Genomic DNA, 26,968 nt, shown 5'->3' with positions numbered 1-26,968 from the left:
GGCTCCTACTGCGGCTGTGTCGGCGCAGCGGATGGCTGCCGCGTCACACCGGCGCCCGACAGGATTTTCTGATAGAACAGCCCGATGCCGATCAGGACGCCGCCGAGCCCGATGAAGGACAGTGCGCGCAGAAAACCTTCGAGATTGGACATGTCGATCAGGAATACCTTCAGAACGGCGATGAAGACAAGCGCGGCCGAGGCGATGCGTATGCTCTTGGCATTGAAGCGCGAGCCGACCACCAGCAGAGCAACGCCCAGCAAAAGCCAGACGACCGAATAGGTGTAGGTCTCTCCCTGCAGGAAACCTTTCCAGTCGACCACGTTCTCCCCCTGCCAGAGGCGACGGACCGAAAGCGTGGCCCAGGCGAAGGCGAGGATCGCGCCGCTGACGGCGAGCGCCATGACATAGGGCAGCGGGCGTTTTCCGCGCGCGTACCAGGCAAGGCCGGCATAACCGATGCCGGGTAGGAGATAGCCGATCAGCAGCAGGTCGAAGAACGGGATGCGCCCGAGAAGCTCCCCGCTGAAATAGGGGTTGAGCCCGAAAAGGTGGGCCGAGAGAACCGAGAGCATCGAGAACACGCCGAGCCCCATGCCGCCATAGCGGAAGACAGGGCTTGGCGACTTCATGTCGAGCGTCATGAACACTCCGGAGGCGCCGATCGCCAGCAATGTGTAGATCGACTGTTCGCCGAGCGTCGGCACGGCGCTGTCGAGCAAGCCGCCATTCATGGCATGACGAACGAGGATCGCCAGCGTCAACAGCACGAAGAGGCTCGCCAGCGCCTGCAGCACGTTGCGCACCCGCGCATCCGGCCATGAGCGAACGAAATAGGCGGAAGCGACCAGCAACAGCGCCGGAATAGCATAGCCCGGCAACAGCGCATTGACGACCGGCGTGGTCCCGAGGTTTTCCGCGCCGACGATCGTTGGCTCCCAGGCGATGCGGCCGAGAGCGACGATGGCCGCAGCTGCGGTTATCCAGGGCAGGATCGACCAGTTGCGAATGCGGGTCGCGCCGGCATAGGCGGTTCCAAGCAGCGCGATCGCAAGCGTCGTGACAAGGCCGTCGGTCCAGGCGTGCAGGGCAATGACGAACAGCGCGAAGGAGCCGCCGATGAGAAGGCTGGCAGCGATATCAAGGCCTTCGCTTTCGCCATCACGGCGATAGAGCCAGTCGGCAAAGGCAAGCAGACCACCGCCGACAACCAGCGCAAACAGGCCGTGCGGCAGGTCGAACGCGTAGTTGCCGGTCATCAGGAACGACATCGTCGTCAGAGCAACCGGGACAACGGCAGCAATGCCGGCCCAGAGAATCGCGAGTTGTGGATGCTCGCGCAGACGGCGAGCAAGCACGAATGCACCGAACAGCACGAACAGCGTTGCCAGCAGCAGGGCCGTCAGGGTCGCGGTGCGGCTGGGCAAAACAATCTCGGGCGCGACACCCGCGAGCGAAGGATCGAGATAGGCAAGCACGCCGCTCAGCGCCGTCAGGCTGCCGATGCCGGCGATGGCGCCGAGAGCAGACAGAAGTGCCGGATAGACGGCATTTGCCCGCCACGCCCCAAGCGCGGCCAGGGCAGCGATGACCACGAAGAACTGCTTGACGGGGTAGCTTACCGCGCTGACGGCCGGGCTGATGAAGATCAGGGCGAGCACGGTTGCGACTATCGCCGCAGAGACGCTGATCGCCGCGTAGGCCGGCGTGAAGAGCTTCTCCCACGGGCCTGCGACCGCAACAGGACGATTCGTCACCTCAGGCAACGGCGCGGTGAACGCGTCCACGTCCGTTTCCTCTGCACCCGGCCAGACGACGCCAACACCCAGCAGCATCACCAGCAGCGCAAAGGCGACCGGCATCGCGTCGAAGGGCGAGACGGCAGTGACATAGGCGAGCCCCCAGAGCCCGATGCCGACATTGGCAAGCGTCGGCACGACCATCCAGCGCCGCAGCCGCGACGCCAGCAACGTCGCCAGCCAGACGATCGAAAGGAATCCGAAGAGCACCCACGGGCGTGGTTCATCGCTCGAGACCAACAACGGTGTGATCAGCGAGGCAAGCAGACCAAGGCCTGCCAGGGCCTGCCCATGCAGCAGCGACAAGCCGACGGTCGCAAGCGAAATCATCGCCAGCAGCACGAAGGCCGTCGTCGTGCCGATATAGCCATAAATCTCATAGGCCGCGTAGGCGACACCAAACAGCGTGACGGCACCGGCGGCCGTGAGAATGCCGGGAATCATCGCATTCTGGAATTCATTGGCGATGACGGGTACGGCGCGACGGCGGATGACCTCGCCGGCACCGGCGAGCAGCAGTCCGAAGAGGGCTGCCAGCGTCAGGCGGACGGCCGGGCTCAGCAGGCCGGCGTCGATAGAATACTTGACCATGAAGACGCCGCCGAGCGCGAGCGCAATACCGCCGACCCAGACCGCCCAGCGGGCACCGAGGCGGCTTTCCAGGCTTTCCACCTGGCGCGGCTGCGCGTTCTCGACCGAAGCCGCCTCGACGTTCGCCGCCAGGGCTTCGCTGGGTGCGCTTTCAGTGTTCAGCGCTTCGGCATTGCCGAAGATTCTTGCCCCTTCGCGCGCGCTTGCCGAGAGCGCTTCGACGCCTTCATCATCCTCGATCGTGGCTTCGGAAGACCGCTCCGAAACTGCGGCAGCCTCAACCGACGCAGCAGCATCTACGGGCGGCGCAAGACGCTCGCCCGCGCTCAACTGCGCGATCTCCTTCTTGAGCGCGGCGACTTCGCGGTCCAACCGTTCTGCTGTTTTCCGACCACCGAAAAAGGCAGAGAGCGCCAGAGCAAATGCGACTAAGGCAATCAGTTCAATCATGTTTTCCCCTGGCGGCAATATTCGCAGGCCGACCGCGACCATACAGAATTTTGCACGGCCGCCAAAGGCATAGACGGTTGAGAGCTCCGATCTCTTCGCGCAATTGGATAAATTCTGTGCGCGCATTCGAAATCGAACGCGGACAACCGGCGATCATCGCAATATCGAATCGGGGTGGCAGCGAACGCCGCTATCGGCGCAGGTTGTCGATGGGGAAGATCGCGCAGGTTTCCGTACCATGCGCCAGGAGCTTGCCGCCGGCGTCGCGTAGCCAGGCTTCCGAGGTGGCGATGGTGCGGCCGCGATGGACGATCTTGCCTTCGCAAAAGACCTCGCCCATGCCGGGCAATAGCGGGCGCACCAGGTTCACCTTGAATTCGACGGTGGTGTAGCCTTCGCCGGGCTTCAGGGTGGTGAAGACCGCACAGCCGAGCGCCGAATCCATCACCGTCGCCGTCCAGCCGCCGTGCACGGTTCCGAGGGGGTTCAGATGCTCGTCGGTCGGGAGCCCCTTGAAGACCACCCGCCCCTCCTCTACCTCGGTCAGGCCGAACTTGAGCGTCGCCGACATCGGCGGCGCGGGCAGATCGCCCTTCAGAAGATCCTGCATCACCTTGAGGCCGCCGTCGCGCGCGACCCGATCCAGAGGAAGCACGCCGATGCCGGAAACGGGCATGCCGGGGAAAAGCTCTTGAAACATGGAATACTCCTCATTCACGCGGCTGAGGAAGAAGGCTTCAGCGCCTTCAGCGCCGCGTTGACGAAACCATCGCGTGCGGACGAAACCTTGAGGCCTCGCGGTTCATAGACATGGCGATTGAGAAAGAAAGCCGTCAGCCGGAAGGCAGCGGCAAGGCTGTCGTAATCGGCAGCACTTCGCGCTTCGACGGCGAGAAACGCCGGCAGTGCCAGCATGCGGTCGGCATAGGGTATGCCCGCCGCGCGGCAGACAGCCCGCCCCGACTTCGGTGACACATAGGCGAGATCGTCGCGCGCGCCGGTCGCCACGCACTCGGTCAGGTCAAGCCCGAAGCCGAGGTCGTTCAGGACGGCCAACTCGAAACGGACGAAGAGTTCACCGGCATCGGCCGGATCCTCGAGGTGATCGACGATGACAGCCAGAGCCTCATAGAGATGCGGATGCGGATCGCGCTCCGGCAGCAGGCGCAGAAGCGCGCCCAGCGCCTGGATGCCATAGACGGATGTCGCCGCCTCCATCAGCCGCGCGGCGCGCAGTTCGAGCGGCTCGATGCGGAATTCGCCCATATGCTCGTCGAGTCGCGCCCGCCAGGTCAATTCAACGGTATTACCCGGCTGAAGGACAGGCTGCATGGCCCGGGAGCGGCCGGACCTGACCATACCGAGATGCCGGCCGCGGGACGCAGTCATGACTTCGGCGATGGCAGAGCTTTCGCCGTGCCGCCTGATCCCGAGAATGATGGCCTGATCGCTCCATTGCATGAAAATGGCATACACCCGCGATGGAAAGCGGATCAAGCGATGATGCCTGAACTGGGCCCGGACGAAACGCTTTCGAGCTGCACGCAAACTGTCGCCTTTCGGATACACTCTCCGATTGCCTCGATTTCGCCATACCCGCGCCTCCCCGCGGCCATGTTCGGCGTTAGAACGGCAATGCACGGCGGCAACGTCCGCTCCTTCCCGAAATGCAATCAGCAGGAATATTGACCCGATTATGTGTGTGTCCCGGAACAGCGCCGGCCGCTTGGCGCAGCTCTTCGCCCTCCTCCTTGCCACATCCACGCTCGCAGGCTGCGTGACCAGCGGCGGACCGGCGAAGCCGAAGGGCCCCGATCCCTACTATGTCGCGATGTATGGACCGAAGCCGGACGAAAAGTTTCCGCTCGACGCCATCGATATCAGCAAGGTCGACACGCGCTACCTGCGTCAGCAAGTTGCCTACGCGACCCATGAGCCGCCCGGCACGATCGTGATCGACACCCAGAACCGCTTCCTCTACCTGGTTCAGGATGGCGGCATGGCGATGCGCTACGGTATCGGCGTCGGCAAAGCCGGTCTGGAATTCGAAGGTGAAGCGCGTATTGGTCGCAAGGCCGAATGGCCGCGCTGGACGCCGACCTCGAGCATGGTGGCACGCGAACCGGAACGTTACGGTCCGCTTGCCGGCGGCATGGAACCGGGCGTGCGCAACCCGCTCGGGCCGCGCGCGCTCTATCTGTTCCAGGGCGACCGCGACACCCTGTTCCGGATCCACGGCACCACCGAAGCATGGTCGATCGGCAAGGCTGTATCGAGCGGCTGCATCCGGCTCTTCAACCCCGACATTATCGATCTCTACAACCGCGTCCCGAGGGACTCGCGCGTCGTCGTCCTGCAGGCACAAGCGCCGGTGAACGAGATGCTCGCCCCGATGTCGACGCCGGCAAACGCCGGCGAACCGCTGATGTACTAAACCCGTCGCCGGGCGCCTACCAGGCGTCCGGCGTGCGCACCATGTGCACGATGTTGGCGGGGTTCATGATCCAGCCGCCGCGAAAGCCTTCGCCGAGATCCTCTACTGCGTCGCAGCGCACAACACCTTTTTCGGCAAGCCCGCCGAGTGCTGCCTCATGGTCGTCGGTGAAGAGTTCGAGCCACACCTCCGCCTGGCTGTAGTTCGGCGCCTCATCGATCCATAACCGGTTTGGGCCGAGGATGAAGCCCTTGGCCGGCGCCTTCTCATCGAAGGGCTCGAGGCCGACCGTGTCACGGTAGAAGGCGATGACCGCCTGATACTGATGCGACGGCACCTTCATCGCAATATTGATTCCACCTGTCATTGCCATCGCCTGATCTCCCTTAAAGCCCTGATTCCGTTGCCGGCTGCCCGGACAATTCGCTGACGTAATAGCCCTGGCGCAGGTTGATGCCGTATTCGAGCCAGGCCTTCATGCAGGCCAGCATCTGCGACCAGCCTTCGCAGTTCATGTAGGAACTCTTCTGTCCACGGGCATTTTCGCGCCAGCCGGTCTCGGCGATCGTCACCATCGTGGCGCCGTCGTCGAGCGGCTTGAAACGCATCTCGACACTGGTGCGATAAGGCTCCTCGCCCTTCTCCACCATGGCATCCCAGCGAAAGACGATGCGTTCGTGAGGCTCGATCGCCTCGACCTCGATCGGCACATTGCCCCACCAGGTCACCGTGGTGCCGGCAACCAAAGGCCCGCTGACCCCACCAAGGGTGACGAAATATCTGCTGATCTGATCCGGATTGACCACGGCGTCGAAAACCTCGGCGACAGGCCGATCGATGCGTCCATTCACCCGAAATTCGAAAGACATGACCTCTTCTCCCATTGTGCTGATGCAGCATATGTTATAAAAACATAACATGTCAACCGATTCGAAAGACGACCTGGTTTTCAAGGCCCTCGCGAACGGCTTGCGCCGCCAGATCCTCGACGCCCTGAAAGATGAACCGCAGACAACCGGCATGCTCTGCCTGCGGTTTTCCAGCCTCGACCGCTGCACCGTCATGCAGCATCTGAAAGTTCTCGAAGAGGCCGAGCTGGTGATCGTCCAGCGCGAGGGCCGCGAGCGCTGGAACCATCTCAACGCCATACCGATACAGGCCATCCATCAACGCTGGATCAGCCAGTATGCTGGCCACGCCATGTCGATCCTTTCCGCCTTGCAGCAAGGGCTCGACCGCCCCTCGGAATGACGCTTTCGGCTTTCCATCGCCCTGCTTTCTTCGTATGAACGCGCGACAACGCAATCTGGGGATATCGTCTTGCGCTACCTCATCACCGGCACGGCCGGCTTCATCGGCTTTCATCTTGCCAAGCGACTGATCGACGAGGGACATTTCGTCGTCGGCTTCGACGGCATGACGCCCTATTACGACGTGGCCCTCAAGGAGCAGCGGCACGCCATCCTCGCCCGTTCGAACGGCTTCAAGGCTGTTGTCGGCATGCTCGAAGACCGGGATGCGCTGAACCACGCCGCAGAACTCGCCGAGCCGGAGGTCATCATCCACCTGGCGGCCCAGGCAGGCGTCCGCTACAGCCTGGAAAATCCCAAGGCCTATGTGGATTCAAACCTTATCGGCTCGTGGAACATGCTGGAACTGGCGCGTGAAATCGGCCCCAGACACCTGATGTTGGCTTCGACCTCGTCGATTTACGGCGCCAATGAAAAGATCCCGTTCGCCGAGACCGACCGAGCCGACGAGCCGATGACGATCTATGCGGCAACGAAGAAATCGATGGAGCTGATGGCGCACAGCTATGCCCATCTCTACAAGGTGCCGACGACGGCCTTCCGTTTCTTCACGGTCTATGGCCCCTGGGGCCGGCCCGACATGGCACTGTTCAAGTTCATCGATGCCATCCACAACGACAGGCCGATCGACATTTACGGCGAAGGCCGCATGAGCCGGGACTTCACTTATATCGACGATCTGGTGGAAGGCATTCTCCGGCTGTCCCATGTCGTTCCCGCCGAGGAAAACCGGGTGCCGTCCGAAAAGGCTGCGGACACGCTGTCGCTGCAGGCGCCTTTCCGTGTGGTCAATATCGGTGGCGGCCAGCCGGTCGAGCTGATGACCTTCATCGAAACCATCGAAAAGGCGGTCGGCCGCCCGGCGCTGCGCAACCTGTTGCCGATGCAGCAGGGCGACGTGCCGCGCACCTACGCGTCTCCGGATCTCCTCGAAGCGCTCACCGATTTCAAACCGTCGATTTCGGTGGAAGATGGCGTTGCCCGCTTTGCGGCATGGTATGACGAATATTACGGTCGCCCTGAAATGGCTGGCTCACCGGCACGCCAAGCCTGAGCCGATCGGCGACGACCGCCGTCCCCAATACTCTGCATAAGCGAAGCTCTCGCAACAAAAGGAAGAGCAGATGAAAGTCACGATGATCGGCGCCGGTTATGTCGGCCTTGTATCGGGTGTGTGTTTTGCCGATTTCGGCCATGACGTGGTCTGTCTCGACAAGGACGAAAGCAAGATCGACGCCCTGATGCAGGGACGGATCCCGATCTTCGAACCGGGTCTCGACCATCTCGTCGCCAGCAACGTACAGTCCGGCCGCCTATCGTTCACCACCGATCTCGTTTCGGCGGTTGCCGACAGCGACGTGATCTTTATCGCCGTCGGCACCCCGTCGCGCCGCGGTGACGGCCATGCGGACCTCTCCTACGTCTACGCCGCAGCGCGCGAGATTGCCGTCAACCTCAAGGGCTTCACCGTCATCGTGACCAAGTCGACGGTTCCGGTCGGCACCGGCGACGAGGTCGAGCGCATCATCCGCGAAACCAACCCGGACGCGGATTTCGCCGTAGTCTCCAATCCGGAGTTCCTGCGCGAAGGTGCTGCGATCGAGGACTTCAAGCGTCCCGACCGCATCGTCATCGGCCTTGCCGACGATGATGCGCGTGCACGCGAGGTCATGACCGAGGTCTACCGTCCGCTCTACCTCAACCAGGCGCCGCTGGTCTTCACCTCGCGCCGCACCTCCGAACTGATCAAATACGCCGGCAACGCGTTCCTCGCGATGAAGATCACGTTCATCAACGAGATGGCCGACCTCTGCGAGAAGGTCGATGCCAATGTGCAGGACGTCGCCCGCGGTATTGGCCTCGACGGCCGCATCGGCGGCAAGTTCCTGCATGCGGGTCCCGGCTATGGCGGCTCCTGCTTTCCGAAAGACACGCTGGCGCTGGTCAAGACCGCCCAGGACTTCGACAGCCCGGTGCGCCTCGTCGAGACCACCGTCGCGATCAACGACAACCGCAAGCGCGCCATGGGTCGGAAGGTGATCGCGGCTGCCGGCGGCGACGTGCGCGGCCGCAAGGTCGCCGTGCTTGGCCTAACCTTCAAGCCGAACACCGACGACATGCGCGATAGCCCGGCCATCACGGTGGTGCAGACCCTGCAGGATGCCGGTGCCCATGTGGTCGGCTACGATCCGGAAGGCATGGAAAATGCCAAGAAGCTGATGGACGGGCTCGACTTCGCCAAGGATCCTTATGAGGCCGCCACTGACGCCGACGTGCTGGTGATCGTGACCGAATGGAACGAGTTCCGCGCGCTCGATTTCCGGCGGCTGAAGGCCGTGATGAAGGAACCGGTTCTGGTCGATCTCAGGAATATCTATCGGCCGGACGAAGTGGCAAAGCACGGTTTTGCCTATGCCAGCATCGGGCGACCGAGCTGAAACCGTCAGACAAGAAGACATATCTCGCCGGGTACTGCACCCGGCGACCAGCTCCGGCAGGCGGCAATAGCGTCACGCCTTCGGTACGGGCTGAGGCGGCAGCGCCTCCCAGCTTTTCCCCGCAAGGATGACGCAGCTTCGGCCGGTCACGTCGGTGACAATAAGGGTCCAGGTGCCGCTGTCGGCGGCATAAATCTCCATCACCGCGTGCGGGTTGATCAATCCGATCCCCGCAGGCTTTTCCTGATACTGGCGCAGGAGAAATTCGATCACTTCAGATCGCTGTGCGCAATTCGCGACAGCTTGCGAACTTGCCGGGTTTGGATGTGCCGTCACTGCGGCCGCCAATATGACGGCTCGAGCGAGGCCACGGATCACATTGCGTCCCATGACGCACCTCCTTTCGCCGGGAAACCCGGCGGAAAAGGAGTTTCCGCTGACCTCGTCCGCCGTAGACCGGCATGGTTATGATCGGCACTTGCTCGCGACACGATACAGGTGCCGCCACGAGATCAGTATGGCGGCACGCCCGATATATTACAATTACCTAATTTATAGAGAATAGCCCGGTAGTCCGTACGACTTCCGGGCTACCCGCATTATTTGCGCTTCATCGCCTCCATGAGCGCGGCGCCGAACGCGCCCTGTGACGGTTGCGGTTGCGGCTGCTTCTGCGGCCGCGACGGTGCATTGCGATTGCCGCTGGTGGGCGAAGGTGCCCTCGCCTCGCGGCCCGTGTCGGCACCTGCGTCCTTGCGCATGGTCAACCCGATGCGCTTGCGCGGCACGTCCACTTCGGTCACCCGCACCTTTACGACGTCGCCGGCCTTGACCACTTCGTGCGGGTCCTTCACGAACCGGTCGGCCAGTTGCGAGACATGGACGAGGCCGTCCTGATGGACGCCGATGTCGACGAAGGCGCCGAAGGCGGCAACATTTGTCACCGTTCCTTCGAGCTGCATGCCGACCTTCAGGTCCTTGATGTCATCAATGCCCTCGGCGAATGTTGCGGTCTTGAAGCTCGGGCGCGGGTCGCGGCCCGGCTTTTCGAGTTCGGCCAGAATGTCCTTGACCGTCGGCAGACCAAAACGGTCGTCGACGAAGACGCGCGGGTCGAGCCTTTGCAACGCCGCGCTGTCGCCCATCAGCGAACGAACGTCCCGCCCGCAGGCAGCAACGATCTTCTTGGCGATCCCATAGGCTTCCGGATGGACGGAGGACGCATCGAGCGGCTCCTTGCCATCAGGAATGCGCAGGAAGCCGGCGCACTGTTCGAAGGTGCGGGCGCCGAGGCGCGCCACGTTGAGCAATTCCTTGCGGCTGGCAAACGGTCCGGTGGCATCGCGATGCGCAACGATCGCTTCCGCCGAAGACTTGCCGAGACCGGACACACGCGCGAGCAACGGTGCAGACGCCGTGTTCACATCGACGCCGACCGCGTTCACCGCGTCTTCCACCACCGCATCCAGCGAGCGGCTGAGCTTCGACTGGTCGACGTCGTGCTGATACTGACCGACGCCGATCGACTTTGGCTCGATCTTGACGAGTTCGGCCAACGGATCCTGCAGGCGCCGGGCGATCGAGACGGCACCACGCAGCGAAACGTCGAGGCCCGGGAATTCAAGTGCTGCCGTCTCCGAGGCGGAATAGACCGAAGCACCGGCTTCGGAAACGATGACTTTGGTCGGCTTGGGCGCCGGCAATTGCACGAGCATGTCGGCGACCAGCTTTTCCGTTTCGCGGCTGCCGGTGCCGTTGCCGATCGCGATCAATTCGATCTTGTGCTTGCGAATCAGCGATGCGAGTTCCGCCTGTGTGCCGCGGACGTCGTTCTTCGGCGGGAATGGATAAACGGTCGTCGTCTCCAGCAGCTTGCCGGTGCCATCGACAATGGCGACCTTGACGCCGGTGCGAATACCCGGGTCCAGGCCCATCGTGGCGCGCGAGCCCGCAGGAGCCGCCAGCAGCAAGTCCTTCAAGTTGCGTGCAAAAACGTGGATCGCTTCCTCTTCGGCGCGCTCGCGCAGCTCGCGCATCAGGTCGAGCGAGAGCGACATGGACAGCTTCACGCGCCAGGTCCAGCCGATGACTTCCGACAGCCACTTGTCGCCCGGCAGTTGACCGCCGACTGCATAGGCGGCGGCGATCATACGCTCCACCGGCTTGATCGGGGACGTATCGTCCTGATCGACGACGATGTCGACTGACAGCACCTCTTCGTTCCAGCCGCGCAACATGGCCAGCGCCCGGTGACCGGGCGTCGTCGCCCAGCGTTCGGAATGGTCGAAATAGTCCGAGAACTTGGCGCCCGCGTCCTGCTTGCCGTCGACGACCTTGGCCCTGAGGAACGCCGCCCCCTTCATATGGTTGCGAAGGCGCCCGAGCAGGTCGGCATTCTCCGTCATGCCTTCGGCGATGATGTCGCGGGCACCGTCGAGTGCGGCCTTCACATCGGGCACCTCCGCAGTCAGGAACGCGCCGGCGCGATCAGCCGGTGCGATCGTCCGGTCGGCGAGAATGGCTTCGGCAAGCGGCCCAAGGCCACGCTCCCTGGCGATTTCAGCCTTGGTGCGCCGCTTCGGCTTATACGGCAGATAAATATCCTCGAGCTCGGCCTTGGTTTCGACAGCGGCGATCTTGGCTTCGAGTTCGTCGGTTAGCTTGCCCTGTCCGCGGATGGATTCGATGATCGAACCCCGCCTTGCCTCCAGTTCGCGCAGATAGGTCAACCGTTCGGCCAGCGTTCGCAGCTGCGTGTCGTCGAGGCCGCCGGTCACCTCCTTGCGGTAACGGGCGATAAACGGCACCGTTGCGCCCTCGTCGAGCAGCTCCACGGCGGCGATGACCTGAGGGATCGTCGCCTTGATCTCGCTGGCAATGATGGCGGCGATGGGTTTTGCTGGGCTGGCCATGGGGGATCCGTCTTTCCTGTTTTCAGTGGGCGACCATAAAGGCGCAGGCCTTCAAGGCCAAGTGAAGGCCTGCGCGGCAAAACCGGAACTCCACAGGAGAGAACACGCCGGCCATGAAACGGTCCATGCGAGGTGTCATGGACATTGGCATTTATGCGTGTCGCCTTTCCGGAGGCGCGGTGCCTTCGGGCGGCATGCCCTATATATCCACCGGCTCGAGCGGCGGACGGGTCTTCTCGAATTCGATCAGTTCCCGCTCCTTCGCCTCGATGTAACCGCGCGCGAAAGGCACAGCTTCAAGCGACGGCGACAGCTGCAGCTGGAAGATGAAGTGTTTATCATACAGGAAGGCCGCTTCGGACGCGGCAAGATAGAACTCCCACATCCGGAAAAAGCGTTCGTCGAACAGTTTTACCACCTCTTCGCGCCGCGCTAGGAAGCGCTGCCGCCACGCTCTCAATGTCCAGGCATAGTGCATCGGCAGGATCTCGACATCCTTGACGAGAAGCTGGGTCTTTTCGACCGACGGCAGGACTTCGGAAAGCGCGGGAATGTAACCGCCGGGGAAAATGTACTTCTCGATCCAAGGATTGGTCGCCCAGGGTTTGCAGACTTGCCCGATCGAGTGCAGCAGCATGACACCATCCGGCTTCAGCAGCTCCCTGACCTTGCGAAAGAACCGGCTGTAGTTGCCGATGCCCACATGTTCGAACATGCCGACCGAGACGATGCGATCGAACTGCCGCCCCTGCACCGTCCTGTAATCCTGGAGTTCGAAGCGGACGCGATCGGACAGGCCGCGCTTGGCTGCCCGCTCACGCGAGATTTTCAGCTGCTCTTCGCTGAGTGTGATGCCCGTCACCTCGACGCCGGAGGATTCCGCCAGATACATGGCCATCCCGCCCCAACCGGAGCCAATCTCAAGCACCTTCTGACCGGGCTCCAGCAGCAGCTTGGCAGTGATATGGCGCTTCTTGGCCAGTTGAGCTTCGTCGAGCGAGATGCCCGGCGGCTCGAAATAGGCACAGGAATATTGCCAGTCCTGATCCAGAAACAAATTGAAGAGCTTGCGGTCGAGATCATAGTGATGGGCAACATTATGCCGGTTGCGATTGACCGGCATTCGGCTCATCACCTGCTGGCGCAACACATGCTGAAGCGCAACGAGCATGTTGGAAACGGTCGCTGCATGCTCAAGGCCGTTTACCTTGGCTATCGAGAGCACGTCGAAGATATCGCCGTGCTCGATGATGGCCCTTCCATCCATATAGAGTTCGCCAAAACGAAGGCTCGGATCGACGGCGATCGCCTTTTCAGCCTCTGCATCGACAATACGGACCGTTGCCGGCTTTCCCGAGCCGTCGCCCAGAATGACCTGTTCACCGGAAGAAGAGAACACCGTCAGATTGCCCTTACGCACCAGACGGCGAAGCAAATTCAACAATGCCGCATTCATATCCATCCCCTGCCAGACCGACACATCTGTCCTGGCGCAAGGGCACGGCGGCGTGGCCGGGTTCTATCGGGGCTTCCGAGGGGCGATGCGGCATGGCGCGGAACACGGGGCATGACGCGGCGTACGTCCGGAAGCGACGAAAGCCGGTTCGATCTTGGCCTCAGGGCGCCCGGCAACAATCCCGCGCTCCTCGTGCGCGCGTTGCCGGAAACCGCCGATGCCAGCCGCCATCGGGCTCCAATCCATCAGAACTTCCACTAACGTAGTAAGCTTCAATCGATTGGCAATGGGCCTTTTATGCGCCCTCAAAGATTTGTTTGCTTAGCAAATCGGCCGGCATCGCATCAGCTCCGACGATCCCACGCCCTGGTAGCGAACGGCGATCATGGGGGCGGGTGAAATCAAGCAAGGGGCCGGCGGGCACGATGTGGGTCGGATTGACATGCGTGATGCCATAGTAGCCTTGCTTGATATGGTCGATGCGCACCGTCTCGGCGATCCCCGGCCATTGGTAGATTTCTCTGAGATAGTTTGACAGTACTGGATAGTCTTCGATCCGTCGGATGTTGCACTTGAACACGCCGTGATAGGCCGCGTCGAAGCGCACCAATGTCACGAACAGACGGATATCGGCCTCGGTCAGATATTCGCCGGCGATATAGCGATTGGCCGTCAGGTGGCGCTCGAGTTCATCCAGCATCTCGAACAGGTTCGCGACCGCCTCGTCATACGCACCTTGTGTTTTGGCAAAACCGGCGCGATAGACGCCGTTGTTGACGCGTTCGTAAATCGGGCCATTCCAGCGATCGATTTTCGCGCGCAACCCATCCGGGTAGAAATCGAGACGGTTGCCGGTGAGTTCGTCGAAGGCCGAGTTCAGGATGCGGATGATGTCGGCGGATTCGTTGTTGACGATACGCCCTTCCTTCATATCCCAGAGGACAGGAACAGATACCTTACCGGTATAGGCAGCGTCACTCGCCGTATAGAGTTCGTGATGGTAGCGGATCAGACCGACGCGCGCGCCGGCATCGACAGGCTCGTCATAGACCCAGCCGTCGTCGCCGAGAATGGGGCTGGACACCGTCAGACCGATGACGTCCTCCAACCCTTTCAGATTGCGAAAGGCGATCGTGCGCGACGCCCAGGGGCAGAGATAGGAAACGAACAGGCGGTAGCGACCGGCTTCCGCCGGAAGGCCTGGCTGCCCGTTCGGCCCGGTGCCACCATCGGCCGTGATCCAGCTGCGGAAACGGGTCGGCTCGCGATGAAAGGCCCCACCCTTCATCTCGCTCGCGGCGACGTCGCCCTTGACCCATTTTCCATCGACGAGCTGCGGCATGACTTCTCTCCTGAACCTGCGGGAACGCCATTTCCCTCTCACGCGCACGCGAGCCGGTCAATTCGACCGTGGGGTGACAGATCGTTCGCAATATGACGACCACGTGCAAAGAGCAGCGGCGTCACCACAGGGGTCGACAGTGCCGAAGATCTTGAATTGGCGCGGGAGAGTTTCTCAGGCTATGTCTGGACCAACCGTGCCGAGACGATCGGGCCGCTGCTGGCAGAAGGACGGCTTCCATCTTGATGGCCCGGAGAATGCCTGCGAAGCGGGGTTCACGTTTCAAATGAAAACGCTCGCCAGCGAGGCTGGCGAGCGGCGTCAATGCAGTTTGTGAAACGCGCCGATCAGCGCGGGAACTCGAGACCCATTTCACGGAAGCGCTCGGGATCATCGCCCCAGTTTTCCCGGACCTTCACGAACAGGAAGAGGTGCACCGGCTGCTCGAGGATCTCTGAGATTTCCTTGCGCGACGCGGTAGAGATCGCCTTGATCGCATCGCCGTTCTTGCCGAGCGCAATCTTCTTCTGGCTTTCGCGCTCGACGTAGATCACCTGTTCGATACGGACGGACCCGTCCTTGCGCTCTTCCCACTTCTCGGTTTCGACATGCGAGGCATAGGGAAGCTCCTGGTGCAGGCGCAGGAACAGCTTTTCGCGGGTGATTTCGGCCGCGAGCTGGCGCATCGGCAGGTCGGAAATCTGATCCTCGGGATAGTACCAGGGACCCTCCGGCAGCGTCTCGGCAAGATAATCCATCATGTCCGTGCAGCCAGAGCCTGTCAGCGCGGAGACCATGAAGGTGCGCTCGAACTGGATCGTCTCGTTGGCCGCCGCCGCAAGCTTCAAGAGATCCTCCGGCCTGACCTGGTCGATCTTGTTCAAGACCAGGATCTTCGGCTGGTGGACTTCCTTCAGGCCCTGCAGGATCGTTTCCGCATCGCCCTTCAGGCCGCGCTCGCTGTCGATCAACAGCATGATCACGTCGGCATCCTTGGCGCCGCCCCAGGCGGTCGTCACCATGGCCCGGTCGAGCCGGCGCCGGGGCTTGAAGATGCCGGGCGTATCCATGAAGACAATCTGTGCGTTGTCGTGGATGGCAATGCCGCGCACGATCGCCCGGGTCGTCTGCACCTTGTGGCTGACGATCGAAACCTTGGCGCCCACGAGGCGGTTGACCAGCGTCGACTTGCCGGCATTGGTGGCGCCGATCAGCGCCACGAAACCCGAGTGGGTCGGCGCGCTTTCGGCGGCCGTATCTTTTTCCATATCCGTCATGTCTTCCGTCATTTTCCTGCGGAGATTTTCCGCCACACGCCTTCGCGTTCCAACAATTTCGTCGCGGCCACCTGCTCGGCGCCGCGCTTGGATCGATCCGTCCCCGTCTCAGGCGCAACGCCGGCGACCTCGACGGTCACGGTGAAGCGCGGATCGTGGTCGGGGCCGGAACGGTCATCCGTCCGGTATGTCGGCGCGATACCAAACTTGGCATGCGCCCATTCCTGCAATTCGGTCTTGGCATCACGACGGGCGCCGTCGGCGCGGGTCGCCCGCTCCTTCCAGTGAAGCAGCACGAATTTGCGCGCCGCTTCCAGCCCGCCGTCGAGATAGATCGCGGCAATGAGCGACTCTACCACATCGGCGCGCACATTCATCATCGCCTTGCCGGTGATTTTCTTCACGTCAGAACCGGTGCGGATAAACTGGTGCAGTTCCAGCTCGTCAGCGACCAGGGCGCAGCTCTCGGCGCTGACGAGCTGGTTCAGCCGCACCGAAAGCTCGCCCTCGTTGGCGTCGCGAAATGTTTGGAACAGAAGCTCGGAGATGCAAAGCCCCAGCACCCGATCTCCGAGGAATTCGAGCCGCTGATAGTTCGAGCCCTTGGCATTGCGGGCGCTGGAATGGGTCAGCGCCCGGTCAAGCCGTTCCTTCTCGCTGAACTGATAGCCAATCACGGCCTCGAGCTTGGCCCGATCCTCCGCGCTTAGCGACCGCGCCTTCATCATTCAACCGCCTTGAACAGACGGTCGTAACGCAGGTTTGCCGGCCACTTCCAGATCTCGCGGAACGAAGTGTCGTTGCCGAGCGAGAAGAAGATCAGGCTCGCGCGGCCGACAAGGTTTTCGGCGGGCACAAAGCCGACGTCGAAGCGGCTGTCGGCCGAGTTGTCGCGATTGTCGCCCATCATGAAGTAATGACCTTCGGGCACGATAAACTCGCGGGTGTTGTCACCGCGTGAATCCGGGAACTGATCGAGCGTGTCATAGGAAACGCCATTGTCAATGGTTTCGCGGTAGACCGGTACGTCGCCGCCGGTGTCGTACTGGTCGTCCGCGCGGAAGACACCGTCGGGTACCCGGTCGATGGGCTTGTCGTTGACGTAGAGAATGCTGTTGCGCACCTGGATACGATCGCCCGGCAGACCCACCAGACGCTTGATGTAGTCGATATCGGGGTTCGGCGGGAAGCGGAAGACGACGATGTCGCCGCGCTCAGGCTCGCTGGCGAAGATTCGGCCCGAAAACAGATCCGGCGAGAACGGCAGGGAGTACTTAGAGTAGCCGTAGGCAAACTTGTTGACGAAGATGTAGTCGCCGACAAGCAGGGTGGGCATCATCGAGCCGGACGGAATGGTGAAGGGCTGAAAGAAGACGGTGCGAATGACCACGGCCAGGAGCAGCGCCTGGATGATGACCTTCACATTCTCCCAGAGACCGCTCTGCTTCGCTTCTGTCTTTTCTGCCACGCTGCTGTCTTCCTTTGTCATCGACACGCTCGGCGTGCCGCTCAATCAACTGTCGTTTACGCTTTCGGTTCCAGCCTTGAAGGCGGATGCGCGATTTCGTGTCCATGCCGCAAGGGCACCCTGCCCCAGCAATCGGGCACTTCAGGATTTGTCAACGGAATGCTCTAAACCGTTCCTTCTGGCGGGGCAACGGGGAGTGCTTCGATAATCACGAAGGCCTGCGCCAGCGGGAAATCGTCGGTGATCGTCAGATGGATTGCCGCGCGATGCCCCTTAGGCACCATCGCCTGAAGCCGTTCGGCAGCACCGCCGCTCAAATGCATAGTCGGCTTGCCACCGGGCAAATTGATGACGCCCATATCTTTCCAGAAGACGCCGTGCGCTATCCCCGTACCGAGCGCCTTGGAGCAGGCCTCCTTGGCCGCAAAGCGTTTGGCATAGGAGGCGGCGCGGTTCTTTCGGCCCTCGGACTTGGCGATCTCCACTTCGGTGAAGCAGCGATTGACAAAACGCTCGCCGAAACGCGCGAGCGAATTTTCGATGCGCCTGATGTCGATGAGGTCGCTGCCGATACCGATAATCATGGTGCGGACCCTTCGCCGGGCGAGCGTGCGCGTCGACGGCGGGACTGGAAAAGACGGGCGGCCTGATAGGCCAGGGGATAGAAGATCAGGGCGCCGGCGACGGCAAGTGGAACCGATCCGATCAGCATCGGCTTGAACACGGGGCCCCAAAGGGCCGAAAACTCCAGGTGTTCGATCATATGCGCGACATCCGCGCCAGTCGCCACCTCTGCCGCCTGCTGACCGATGATGACGCTGCCAAGCTCGTAGGACGCCGTCAGGATCATCGGGATCGTCACCGGGTTGGCAAGCGCCGTCGTGATCGCTGCAGCAAGCAGATTGCCGGAGAACACGGAAGCAAGCGCGACCGCAATGATGATATGCAGCCCGAAGAAGGGCGTGAATGACGACGCCGCACCTGCGGCAACCCCGACCGCGATCGAATGCGGTGACGACGACAGGCGCAGAATACGCAGCGCCATGTATCGCGGGCCGCGCCGAAAGCCCTTGCGCGGCCAAACAAGCGCGCGAAGCCTTTCGGAAATCGTTACCGGTTTTCTACGTCTGAATAACATTATGCCGTCATGACCGCATCTTGACACCGCCAGTCGGCACAAGACGGCGTGTCCGCCTGTTTGAAGGCCGCAAGATAGGCGTCATGCCTGCTGCTTGCAACCCGGTGGCGTGTGGTGCAGCGATCACGAATGAGCCATTCGCTTGACGCATGGCTCGCCATTCCCACCCTCATGCGGGAACAGGCAACGGCTTAGTAGCCGTTGCGGAACAGGCCGCGATCGATCTGGCGCTGACGGTATTCGAGATCGATGCGATCGACCGAACCGTTGAGATAGGCAAGCTCGCGCTCTTCCTGAGTGGCAACGCGCAGAGCGCGGGTGATCTTCTTCAACTGATTAAACATGGCAAACCTCTTCGTTTACCTCCCGATGCAGAAGATAGTTTAGAGGTCACTGTTCCACCAGAGCCATGAAAAGACGGCAGCCATGCGCAACAAGCATGCCTTGCCGCTTTTCAAGCCTTGGCCTGCCTGATTTCAAGGCAACTGCGCAAATCGGACGCGCATGCCGAGCCGATGGCAGAGCGATGACGACGACCAGCGCCCCTTCATTCGAAGAGGCGCTTGACCGTGGAAATGCTCGGCAGTTCCTTCAACTGGGTAATCAGATGGTTCAGCTGCCTGAGGTCCCAGACCTCGAGATCGAACTGCAACTCGCTGAAGTCCGCCGCCACGCGCCCCATGGAGAGCGAGCGGATATTGACGTCGCTCGTTGCGATCGATTGCGCGACCTCCGCCAACGTGCCGGGTTCGTTCAACGCGCTGATGGCGATGCGCGCCATGAAACGGCTGCTGTTGGCCTCATCGAGGTCCCAGCGCACGTCGATCCAGCGTTCCGGCTCGTCGTCGAATTTCTGCAGGATCGGCGACTGGATCGGATAGATGGTGATCCCCTTGTCCTTCTCCATGATGCCGACAATACGATCGCCGGGGACGGCGCCGGCTGCGCTGAAATGCACACCGGCATTGCCCGAGAGCCCGCGGATCGGCAACGCTTCCGGACCTTCCGCCTGCGCCGGCTCGCCCGCTTCCTTGGATCGACCAGGCAACTTGAAGACCATGCCGGCGGCGCTGCGCATGTTGAACCAGCCGTCGTCGGCGTTCGGCTTGACGGTAACGCGTTCATCCTGGTGGTCGGGGAACACCGCACGCAGCACATCGAGCGACGACAGCTCGCCGCGCCCGACCGATGCGATCGCATCCTCGACCTCTTTATGTCCAAGCCGATGCAGTGCGGGCTTCAGGGCCTCGCGAGAAAACGTCTTGCCGGCGCGCTCGAAGGTTCGCTCGAGAATACGGTAGCCGAGACCTGCATATTGCTTGCGGATGGCGGCCCGTGTCGCGCGCCGGATGGCGGAGCGCGCCTTGCCGGTGACGACGATCTCTTCCCATGCGGGCGGCGGCACCTGGATGCCCGAGCGGATGATCTCGACTTCGTCGCCGTTGTTGAGGCGCGTCACCAGCGGCATGATGCGGCCATTGATCTTGGCACCGACGCAGGTGTCGCCGATGTTGGTATGGACCGCATAGGCGAAATCGATCGGCGTCGCGCCGCGCGGCAGCGCAATGAGCTGCCCCTTCGGCGTGAAGCAGAACACCTGATCCTGGAAAAGCTCGAGCTTGGTGTGCTCGAGAAACTCCTCCGGATTATCGCCTTCGGCCAGCGACTCGATCGTGCGCCTGAGCCAGGAATAGGCATTCGATGTCGGCGACAGGGCAGTCTCTGTCGACGCCCCCTCGCCGTCCTTGTAGAGCGAATGGGCGGCAATACCGTATTCAGCGATGTCGTTCATCCGCCGTGTGCGGATCTGCAGCTCGATGCGCTGACGCGAAGGGCCGACAATGGTCGTGTGGATCGACTGATAGTCGTTCTGCTTCGGGGTCGAGATGTAATCCTTGAAACGACCGGGCACGACCCGCCAGCGCGTGTGCACGATGCCGAGCGCGCGATAGCATGACGGGATATCGTCGACGACGATTCGAAAGCCCCAGACGTCGGATAGCTGCTCGAAGGACAGGGACTTCGACTGCATCTTGCGGAAGACCGAATAGGGCTTCTTCTGCCGCCCTTTGACCTGTGCGCCTTTCAAGCCTTCCGCCTGGAGCAACTCGGTCAGTTCGTCTTCGATCTTCTTGATCAGGCCCTCGTTGCGCTCGGACAATTCTTCCAGGCGCCGAGTGACGGTCTCGAAGGCCTCCGGATTTATGTGGCGGAACGAGAGGTTTTCCAGTTCCTCGCGCATATCCTGCATGCCCATGCGCCCGGCGAGCGGCGCATAGATGTCCATCGTCTCCTCGGAGATGCGGGCGCGCTTCTCGGCCGTCATATGGTCGAGCGTGCGCATATTGTGCAGGCGATCGGCGAGTTTGACCAGGAGAACGCGCACGTCGTCGGAGATCGCCAGCAACAGCTTGCGCAGGTTTTCGGCCTGCTTGGCTTTCTTGGTGACAAGATCGAGTTTCTTGATCTTGGTCAGGCCCTCGACCAAGGCGCCGATATCCTCGCCGAAGAGATCGTCGATCTCCTGCCGGGTCGCCGTCGTATCCTCGATCGTGTCGTGCAGGAGTGCGACCGCGATCGTCGATTCGTCCAGATGCATTTCCGTGAGGATCGCCGCCACTTCCAGCGGGTGGGAAATGTAGGGGTCGCCGCTTGCCCGCTTCTGCTGCCCATGTTTCTGCATGGCGTAGACGTAAGCCTTGTTCAGCAGGGCTTCATTGACGTCGGGCTTGTACTTCTGAACGCGCTCAACGAGCTCGTATTGGCGCATCATTCGCGGGCGGCTCCGTGGGAAAAGACAATAAAAAAAGTGCGCCAATCATACGAGTGGCGCACTGCTTTGATAACACGCGGGAACGTTTGTTCCGTTACGGATCTCAGTAGTCGTCGCTCTTTTCCGGGGGCACGAGGCCCTCGATGCCGGCCAGCAGCTCTTCTTCCGACATGCGGTCGAAGGTGATTGCTTCCGGCTGATCGTCGTCTTCCGCCGTCGCGGCAAACGTCGTATCGGCGTCGGCCTGAACCAGCGAAGCCGGATCGGGCTCGGGCTCGTCCACTTCGACATGCTTCTGCAGCGAATGGATCAGGTCTTCCTTGAGGTCGCCGGGCGAGAGGGTCTCGTCGGCGATTTCGCGCAGTGCGACCACGGGGTTCTTGTCATTGTCGCGATCGATGGTGATCGCTGCGCCCTGCGAGATCAGGCGGGCGCGGTGGCTGGCGAGCAGCACGAGTTCGAAACGGTTGTCGACCTTGTCAATGCAATCTTCGACGGTGACGCGGGCCATTGCCTGTCCTTTTGGGCTCAAAGCGCGGCGATCATCGCCGCAGCACGGATTAACGACACGAGACCGGAACGGCCGCCGGATGACGGCCTCATCGGCTCCGATTTCTGGAATTAGCCGCTCGGATACAATCAAAACAACAGGAGTTCAAGTTTTTCCTGCACTGAGCGCTCACATCACCCCGTGTTGCATGGTAAAATGCCACGCGGACGGGCTAGACTTCGCGAATACATATCCTGGTTGCACTTCCAAATGCCGACCGGAAACGTCTGGTAGAAACTGCAGACTTGCGATGTGGACGAACTGCAGCAACTGCTAAAACTAGCTATATTCGCGGGAAGCCGCTTGGAATAATGCAAGTGGTTAACTACATTATTTGCAATATCAGCAATTATTAATGTAATCGACGTATTTTCGCGCATTCGCCGAAGGGTCGCTTAGCCGAGCGAGATGCGCACTAAAAAGGAATAACGATGTTTGATCCACGCGAGAAGATCGCTCTTTTTATCGACGGCGCCAATCTCTACGCCGCTTCGAAGAGCCTCGGTTTCGACATCGACTATCGCAAACTGCTCAAGGCATTTCAGAAACGCGGCTACCTGCTGCGCGCCTACTACTATACCGCCCTCATCGAGGACCAGGAGTATTCTTCAATCCGTCCATTGATCGACTGGCTGGACTACAACGGCTACAAGGTCGTTACCAAGCCCGCCAAGGAATTCACCGACTCGCTCGGCCGCCGCAAGATCAAGGGCAACATGGACATCGAACTCGCGATCGACGCGATGGAACAATCGGAAACCGTTGATCATCTGGTGATCTTCTCGGGCGATGGCGATTTCACCACCCTTGTCGAGGCCCTACAGCGCAAGGGTCGGAAAGTCTCGGTCGTGTCGACGATGTCGACCCAGCCGCCAATGATCGCCGATGACCTGCGCCGCCAGGCCGATCACTTCATCGACCTTGTCACGCTGCGCGCGGAAATCGGCCGCGACCCGTCCGAGCGCACCCCCCGCCAGCATATCGAGCCAGTGGCAGACCCCGTCGAGAGCTGAGCGAACCCCGCCACCCGCCAATCAGTGAAGAATGAGCCGCGTCCGCGCCCTGACGAGCGCGGGGCTGCGTTCAGCCACGGTCCTTGAGCAACCGGCTCTTCTGCCTGTTCCAGTCGCGTTCCTTGGCGCTTTCGCGCTTGTCATGCAGCTTCTTGCCCTTGCCCAGCGCCAGCTCAAGTTTGGCCCTGCCCTGATCGTTGAAATAGATCTTGAGCGGAATGAGCGACATGCCTTCACGGTTGACGGCACCCTGCAGCCGGTTAACCTCGCGCTTGGACAGCAACAGCTTGCGACGACGACGGGTCTCATGGTTGAAGCGGTTCGCCTGCAGGTATTCCGGTAGATAGGAATTGATCAGCCAGATCTCGCCGCCCTCGTCGGTGGCGTAGGATTCAGCGATGTTTGCCTTGCCTTCGCGCAGCGATTTGACCTCGGTGCCGGTCAGAACCAGACCGGCCTCGTAGGTATCGACGATCTCGTAATTGAAGCGGGCCTTTCGGTTCTCCGCCACGATTTTCTTGACCGTGCGCTGGCTTCCCTTGGGTGCCATCAGTTCATCAATCCTGCATGCCTGAGCGCCGCGTCGATTGCGGCTTCCGTGGCTGGCTCGAGTGTCGAAAGCAACGGCGAACGAACCGCGCGGCTCATGCGTCCGAGACGGTTAAGCGCATACTTGGCGCCGCAAAGGCCAGGCTCCATGAAGATGGCCTTGTGCAGCGGCATCAACTTGTCTTGATAGTCAAGCGCCTTCGCATAGTCGCCGGCAAGCGTGGCCTGCTGGAATTCGGCACAAAGCCGCGGCGCGACGTTTGCCGTCACCGAGATGCAGCCGACACCGCCATGGGCATTGAAGCCGAGCGCGGTGGCGTCCTCGCCAGAAAGCTGTACGAAATCTTTGCCGCAGGCCATGCGCTGCTCGGATACGCGTTCGATCTTGCCGGTCGCGTCCTTGACGCCAACGATCGACGGGTAGGCCTTGGCAAGGGCTGCCATCGTTTCGACGCTCATGTCGACGACAGAGCGGCCGGGGATATTGTAGATGACGATCGGCAGCTTCACGCTTTCAGCGATCGCCGAAAAGTGGGCGAACAGGCCTTTCTGCGTCGGCTTGTTGTAGTAAGGCGTGACGACAAGCACCGCATCCGCACCCGCCTTTTCGGCGTGTTGCGCAAGCTCGACGGCTTCGATGGTGTTGTTGGAGCCGGCGCCGGCAATCACCGGCACGCGCCCAGCGGCCGCCTTGATGCAGAGTTCGACGACCTGCTTGTGTTCGGAATGCGAAAGGGTCGGGGATTCACCAGTCGTGCCGACGGGCACGAGGCCGGTGCTGCCCTCTTTTATCTGCCATTCCACATGCGCGACGAAACCTTCCGCATCCACAGCGCCAGAGGCGGTGAACGGTGTTACGAGAGCGGGAATGGAACCCTTGAACATGCACAACTCCTGACGGCTCAAAGACGCAAGCACACTCACGCTTTGGCCGTAATCGACGGTTAAAAAACTGCCGCACCATAATCATGTGAGGGGGCTGCGGCAAGCGCCGTGACACGGCATTTCATGCCGGTTTTCACGTAAAAGCTTGACGTTCAAGCCGCATAATCCTTGTAGCCTGCCATCCGGTGGTGAAGGTGCCGGGAGGTGCAATTGCGATGATCGGTAAATCCCGGTAACCTTTCGTTAGGCAATCCGGCGGCAAATGAATGCGAGACACGGGGAAACACGGGGCTCTTGATGCGCGGATTAATTCTTCTGCCTGTCGCCGCCATGACCGGCGCAGCGCTTCTGGCCTCGTCGGCCCTTTCTTCCGAGCCCCCGAACAAAGTGCCGGTACCAGGCGCCAAACCGGCTATCTCCGACAAGGCTGAGCGCGTATCCGGCAAGGACATCACCGGCGCGATCCCCGCGACGGCATCGCCGATCCAAGGTGAGCTGAAACTCGGGCTGGATGCGCTTTCCAACAAGGACCCCGCCACGGCAATCGCCGTTCGAAACCGCATCGCTGACGGCACGCTCGACCGTCACATTCTGACCTGGGCGATCGCCGTCTCGGGTCAACGCGACATCCCCTCCTTCGAAATCGCCAGTGCCCAGCGTGAACTGCAGGGGTGGCCCGGCCTCAAATCGCTGCGTGCAAACTCCGAACGCGCGCTCTATCGCGAGAACCCGCGGCCAGCAGACGTTCTTGCTGCCTTCGGCCAGACACAGCCTGAGACCACGGAAGGCACGATCATCCTTGCCCGCGCGCTTGTGGCCCAGGGGGAAAGTGCGGCGGCTGCCACGCGCTTGCGCACGCTCTGGTTCAAGCAAGGCCTCGACAAGGATGTGGAGACCCAGATCCTTTCCGAATTTTCCGGCTTGCTGACAGTCGGCGACCACAGACGGCGAATGGCGATGCTGCTTTATCGCAATCGCGTCGAGCAGGCCGAACGCTTCAGCGATCTCGGCAAGGCTCAGTCGCTCTATCACGCCTGGGCGGCAGTCAACCGTGGCAGCGCCGATGCCACGGCGCTGATATCGGCGGTCGACCCCTCTTGGCATAAGGACCCATCCTATCTGTTCATCCGCATCGAGAACCTCCGCAAGCAGGATAACTATGCCGAGGCCGCCAAGCTGCTGGCGACGATGCCGAGCGAGCAGGACGCGCTGATCAATCCCGGAGAGTGGTGGACCGAGCAGCGGATTATCAGCCGCGGGCTGCTGGACAAGGGGGATTTCCGTGGCGCCTATCAGGTTGCCGCCAACCACAGAGCAACCGAAGCGACCGATATCGTCGATGCGGAGTTCCATGCCGGATGGTACGCACTGCGTGGCAACGAGAACCCGGCGGCCGCCGCGCGGCATTTCCGACGCATTCTCGATGTTTCCACCAGACCGCTTTCCGCATCGCGCGCCTGGTACTGGCTTGGACGATCGGCGGAAGCCGGTGGACCGGGCAATGCCAAGGACTATTTCGCCAATGCCGCCCGGTTTCCAGGCACGTTCTTCGGCCAGCTCGCGGCCGCACGGCTCGGCCGCAAGGTCCTCAACGTGACCTATCCCGCGCCCTCGGCTGAAGACCGCGCCCGTTTCGAAAGCCGTGAAGCAGTTCGCGCCATCTCACGGCTCGAAGCCGCGGGCCACAGCTGGCGCGCCGACAGTATCTACCGAGCATTGGCTGAGGAACTGACGAGCCCCGGCGAGTTGGCCATCCTTTCGGCCCGCGCAGAAAAAACCCGCAATCACCAGCTTTCCCTTCAGATCGGCAAGACGGCCTTCGGCCGCGGCATCGACGTCGCAGCGCTTGCCTTTCCCGTCGGCGTCATCCCGCCGACCGCCAACATCGACGGCTCGGGCAAGGCGCTCGCCTATGCGATCGCGCGCCAGGAAAGCGCCTTCAATCCCGCCGCCGTCTCGACGGCCAACGCGCGCGGCCTGCTACAGCTGCTGCCGGGAACAGCCAAAGGCGTGGCGAGCCGCTACGGTCTTGCCTATTCCAAGGACCGGTTGACGAGCGATGCCGGATACAACGCCACCCTCGGCGCGCATTACCTCGGTGAACAGATCAACAGCTTCGGCGGGTCCTACATTCTCACCTTCATCGCCTACAATGCCGGCCCGCGGCGGGTCCCGGACTGGCTAAGCCGCTATGGCGATCCCCGCGGCAAGCCAATCGACGAGGTCGTCGACTGGATCGAGCGCATCCCGTTCCAGGAGACGCGCAACTACGTCCAGCGTGTCATGGAAAACTACCAGGTCTACAAGGTGCGGCTCGGCCAAAGCGCTGATATCGTCGAAGATCTCAGGATGGGACGTTCACCGTCTTAAAGCGCGTCGCGATCTTTCAGATTCGCTTGTCTCGCTTTAAGTTCTTGTTTTGACGCATGTCGTTATCGCAAAACCGCGGAACAATTTTGCGCGATATGCTTTAGCAACAAGAGACGGCAGTGCCCCCTGGTAAACGCCCAAGACCGGCGTGCACTCAAGCCACTGCAGCAAGACATCTGCACGGTCAAATCCATGCTCGGCGAACTGGGGGCG

The 26,968-nt window shown here is 61.5% G+C and carries 26 protein-coding genes; 7 read left to right on the top strand and 19 right to left on the bottom strand.

The window, feature by feature from the left end:
• Positions 1–5: 5 nt before the first annotated feature.
• The 3 genes from HT585_RS05435 to recO form a co-directional block, all read right to left on the bottom strand.
• A complete protein-coding gene (locus HT585_RS05435; protein WP_176351937.1) occupies positions 6–2,840 on the bottom strand; it encodes a DUF2339 domain-containing protein in 2,835 nt (944 codons plus the stop codon).
• Positions 2,841–3,030: 190 nt separating this feature from the next.
• Positions 3,031–3,540 (bottom strand): PaaI family thioesterase, encoded by a 510-nt coding sequence (locus tag HT585_RS05430; protein WP_176351936.1) that lies wholly within the window; start codon positions 3,538–3,540, stop codon positions 3,031–3,033.
• Positions 3,541–3,554: 14 nt separating this feature from the next.
• Entirely contained in the window at positions 3,555–4,301 is a 747-nt protein-coding gene (recO, locus tag HT585_RS05425; RefSeq protein WP_176351935.1) for a DNA repair protein RecO, read from the bottom strand.
• A 235-nt stretch (positions 4,302–4,536) separates the two neighbouring features.
• On the opposite strand from recO, the gene HT585_RS05420 reads away from it, so the two are divergent.
• Positions 4,537–5,274, top strand: coding sequence for a L,D-transpeptidase (locus HT585_RS05420; RefSeq protein WP_176351934.1), 738 nt, complete (start codon positions 4,537–4,539; stop codon positions 5,272–5,274).
• A 16-nt stretch (positions 5,275–5,290) separates the two neighbouring features.
• Here the strand turns inward: HT585_RS05420 and HT585_RS05415 are convergent, their stop codons facing one another.
• Positions 5,291–5,647, bottom strand: a complete 357-nt coding sequence (locus HT585_RS05415) for a hypothetical protein (protein ID WP_176351933.1) — start codon at positions 5,645–5,647, stop codon at positions 5,291–5,293.
• A 13-nt stretch (positions 5,648–5,660) separates the two neighbouring features.
• Positions 5,661–6,143, bottom strand: a complete 483-nt coding sequence (locus HT585_RS05410) for an SRPBCC domain-containing protein (RefSeq protein WP_176351932.1) — start codon at positions 6,141–6,143, stop codon at positions 5,661–5,663.
• Positions 6,144–6,192: 49 nt separating this feature from the next.
• Between HT585_RS05410 and HT585_RS05405 the strand changes: the two genes are divergently transcribed.
• The 3 genes from HT585_RS05405 (at position 6,193) to rkpK (ending at position 9,022) form a co-directional block, all read left to right on the top strand.
• Positions 6,193–6,525 (top strand): ArsR/SmtB family transcription factor, encoded by a 333-nt coding sequence (locus tag HT585_RS05405; protein WP_176351931.1) that lies wholly within the window; start codon positions 6,193–6,195, stop codon positions 6,523–6,525.
• 69 nt (positions 6,526–6,594) lie between these two features.
• Entirely contained in the window at positions 6,595–7,638 is a 1,044-nt protein-coding gene (locus HT585_RS05400; protein WP_176351930.1) for an NAD-dependent epimerase, read from the top strand.
• Positions 7,639–7,708: 70 nt separating this feature from the next.
• Positions 7,709–9,022 carry a UDP-glucose 6-dehydrogenase gene (gene rkpK, locus HT585_RS05395; protein WP_176351929.1) on the top strand — a complete coding sequence of 438 codons (1,314 nt, stop codon included), beginning with the start codon at positions 7,709–7,711 and terminating at the stop codon, positions 9,020–9,022.
• 72 nt (positions 9,023–9,094) lie between these two features.
• On the opposite strand, the gene HT585_RS05390 is transcribed toward rkpK, so the two are convergent.
• From HT585_RS05390 to HT585_RS05380, 3 genes are all read right to left on the bottom strand, one after another.
• Positions 9,095–9,412 carry a hypothetical protein gene (locus HT585_RS05390; protein ID WP_176351928.1) on the bottom strand — a complete coding sequence of 106 codons (318 nt, stop codon included), beginning with the start codon at positions 9,410–9,412 and terminating at the stop codon, positions 9,095–9,097.
• Between the two features lie 209 nt (positions 9,413–9,621).
• Complete coding sequence (locus HT585_RS05385; protein WP_176351927.1) at positions 9,622–11,934, bottom strand: Tex family protein; 2,313 nt, start codon at positions 11,932–11,934, stop codon at positions 9,622–9,624.
• Positions 11,935–12,133: 199 nt separating this feature from the next.
• Entirely contained in the window at positions 12,134–13,390 is a 1,257-nt protein-coding gene (locus HT585_RS05380; RefSeq protein ID WP_176351926.1) for a cyclopropane fatty acid synthase, read from the bottom strand.
• A 111-nt stretch (positions 13,391–13,501) separates the two neighbouring features.
• Between HT585_RS05380 and HT585_RS05375 the strand changes: the two genes are divergently transcribed.
• Complete coding sequence (locus HT585_RS05375) at positions 13,502–13,651, top strand: hypothetical protein (RefSeq protein WP_176351925.1); 150 nt, start codon at positions 13,502–13,504, stop codon at positions 13,649–13,651.
• A gap of 34 nt (positions 13,652–13,685) precedes the next feature.
• Here HT585_RS05375 and HT585_RS05370 read toward each other — a convergent pair whose 3' ends face one another.
• The 9 genes from HT585_RS05370 to rpoZ form a co-directional block, all read right to left on the bottom strand.
• On the bottom strand, positions 13,686–14,732 hold the full coding sequence (locus tag HT585_RS05370) for a glutathione S-transferase family protein (protein ID WP_176351924.1): 1,047 nt from the start codon (positions 14,730–14,732) through the stop codon (positions 13,686–13,688).
• 347 nt (positions 14,733–15,079) lie between these two features.
• On the bottom strand, positions 15,080–16,021 hold the full coding sequence (gene era, locus HT585_RS05365) for a GTPase Era (RefSeq protein ID WP_176351923.1): 942 nt from the start codon (positions 16,019–16,021) through the stop codon (positions 15,080–15,082).
• Positions 16,018–16,734 carry a ribonuclease III gene (gene rnc / locus HT585_RS05360; protein WP_176352194.1) on the bottom strand — a complete coding sequence of 239 codons (717 nt, stop codon included), beginning with the start codon at positions 16,732–16,734 and terminating at the stop codon, positions 16,018–16,020. The genes era and rnc overlap by 4 nt, the downstream gene beginning before the upstream one ends.
• Entirely contained in the window at positions 16,734–17,477 is a 744-nt protein-coding gene (gene lepB / locus HT585_RS05355; RefSeq protein WP_176351922.1) for a signal peptidase I, read from the bottom strand. Before lepB ends, rnc begins: the two co-directional genes overlap by 1 nt.
• A gap of 164 nt (positions 17,478–17,641) precedes the next feature.
• Positions 17,642–18,061, bottom strand: coding sequence for a holo-ACP synthase (gene acpS, locus HT585_RS05350; RefSeq protein ID WP_176351921.1), 420 nt, complete (start codon positions 18,059–18,061; stop codon positions 17,642–17,644).
• Positions 18,058–18,522 carry a DUF2062 domain-containing protein gene (locus HT585_RS05345; RefSeq protein WP_246707571.1) on the bottom strand — a complete coding sequence of 155 codons (465 nt, stop codon included), beginning with the start codon at positions 18,520–18,522 and terminating at the stop codon, positions 18,058–18,060. The genes acpS and HT585_RS05345 overlap by 4 nt, the downstream gene beginning before the upstream one ends.
• A gap of 284 nt (positions 18,523–18,806) precedes the next feature.
• A complete protein-coding gene (locus HT585_RS05340) occupies positions 18,807–18,959 on the bottom strand; it encodes a DUF3563 family protein (protein WP_065787305.1) in 153 nt (50 codons plus the stop codon).
• Between the two features lie 203 nt (positions 18,960–19,162).
• Complete coding sequence (locus tag HT585_RS05335) at positions 19,163–21,388, bottom strand: RelA/SpoT family protein (RefSeq protein ID WP_173419504.1); 2,226 nt, start codon at positions 21,386–21,388, stop codon at positions 19,163–19,165.
• A gap of 103 nt (positions 21,389–21,491) precedes the next feature.
• Positions 21,492–21,899 carry a DNA-directed RNA polymerase subunit omega gene (gene rpoZ, locus HT585_RS05330; protein ID WP_077503976.1) on the bottom strand — a complete coding sequence of 136 codons (408 nt, stop codon included), beginning with the start codon at positions 21,897–21,899 and terminating at the stop codon, positions 21,492–21,494.
• 470 nt (positions 21,900–22,369) lie between these two features.
• Between rpoZ and HT585_RS05325 the strand changes: the two genes are divergently transcribed.
• Entirely contained in the window at positions 22,370–22,951 is a 582-nt protein-coding gene (locus HT585_RS05325) for a LabA-like NYN domain-containing protein (protein ID WP_176351919.1), read from the top strand.
• Between the two features lie 70 nt (positions 22,952–23,021).
• Here HT585_RS05325 and smpB read toward each other — a convergent pair whose 3' ends face one another.
• Together smpB and dapA are read right to left on the bottom strand one after the other, a co-directional pair.
• Positions 23,022–23,501 carry an SsrA-binding protein SmpB gene (gene smpB / locus HT585_RS05320; protein WP_065787308.1) on the bottom strand — a complete coding sequence of 160 codons (480 nt, stop codon included), beginning with the start codon at positions 23,499–23,501 and terminating at the stop codon, positions 23,022–23,024.
• Positions 23,501–24,385 carry a 4-hydroxy-tetrahydrodipicolinate synthase gene (gene dapA / locus HT585_RS05315; protein WP_176351918.1) on the bottom strand — a complete coding sequence of 295 codons (885 nt, stop codon included), beginning with the start codon at positions 24,383–24,385 and terminating at the stop codon, positions 23,501–23,503. The genes smpB and dapA overlap by 1 nt, the downstream gene beginning before the upstream one ends.
• A 297-nt stretch (positions 24,386–24,682) precedes the next feature.
• Here dapA and HT585_RS05310 point away from each other — a divergent pair, with 297 nt between their 5' ends.
• Positions 24,683–26,755 (top strand): lytic transglycosylase domain-containing protein, encoded by a 2,073-nt coding sequence (locus tag HT585_RS05310; RefSeq protein ID WP_176351917.1) that lies wholly within the window; start codon positions 24,683–24,685, stop codon positions 26,753–26,755.
• The last annotated feature ends 213 nt before the right edge of the window (positions 26,756–26,968 follow it).

This window comes from Ensifer oleiphilus (assembly GCF_013371465.1).
Classification (GTDB): Bacteria; Pseudomonadota; Alphaproteobacteria; order Rhizobiales; family Rhizobiaceae; genus Ensifer; species Ensifer oleiphilus.
Note: the sequence above shows the minus strand (reverse complement) of the source record. Positions and strands in the feature narration are given on the sequence as shown.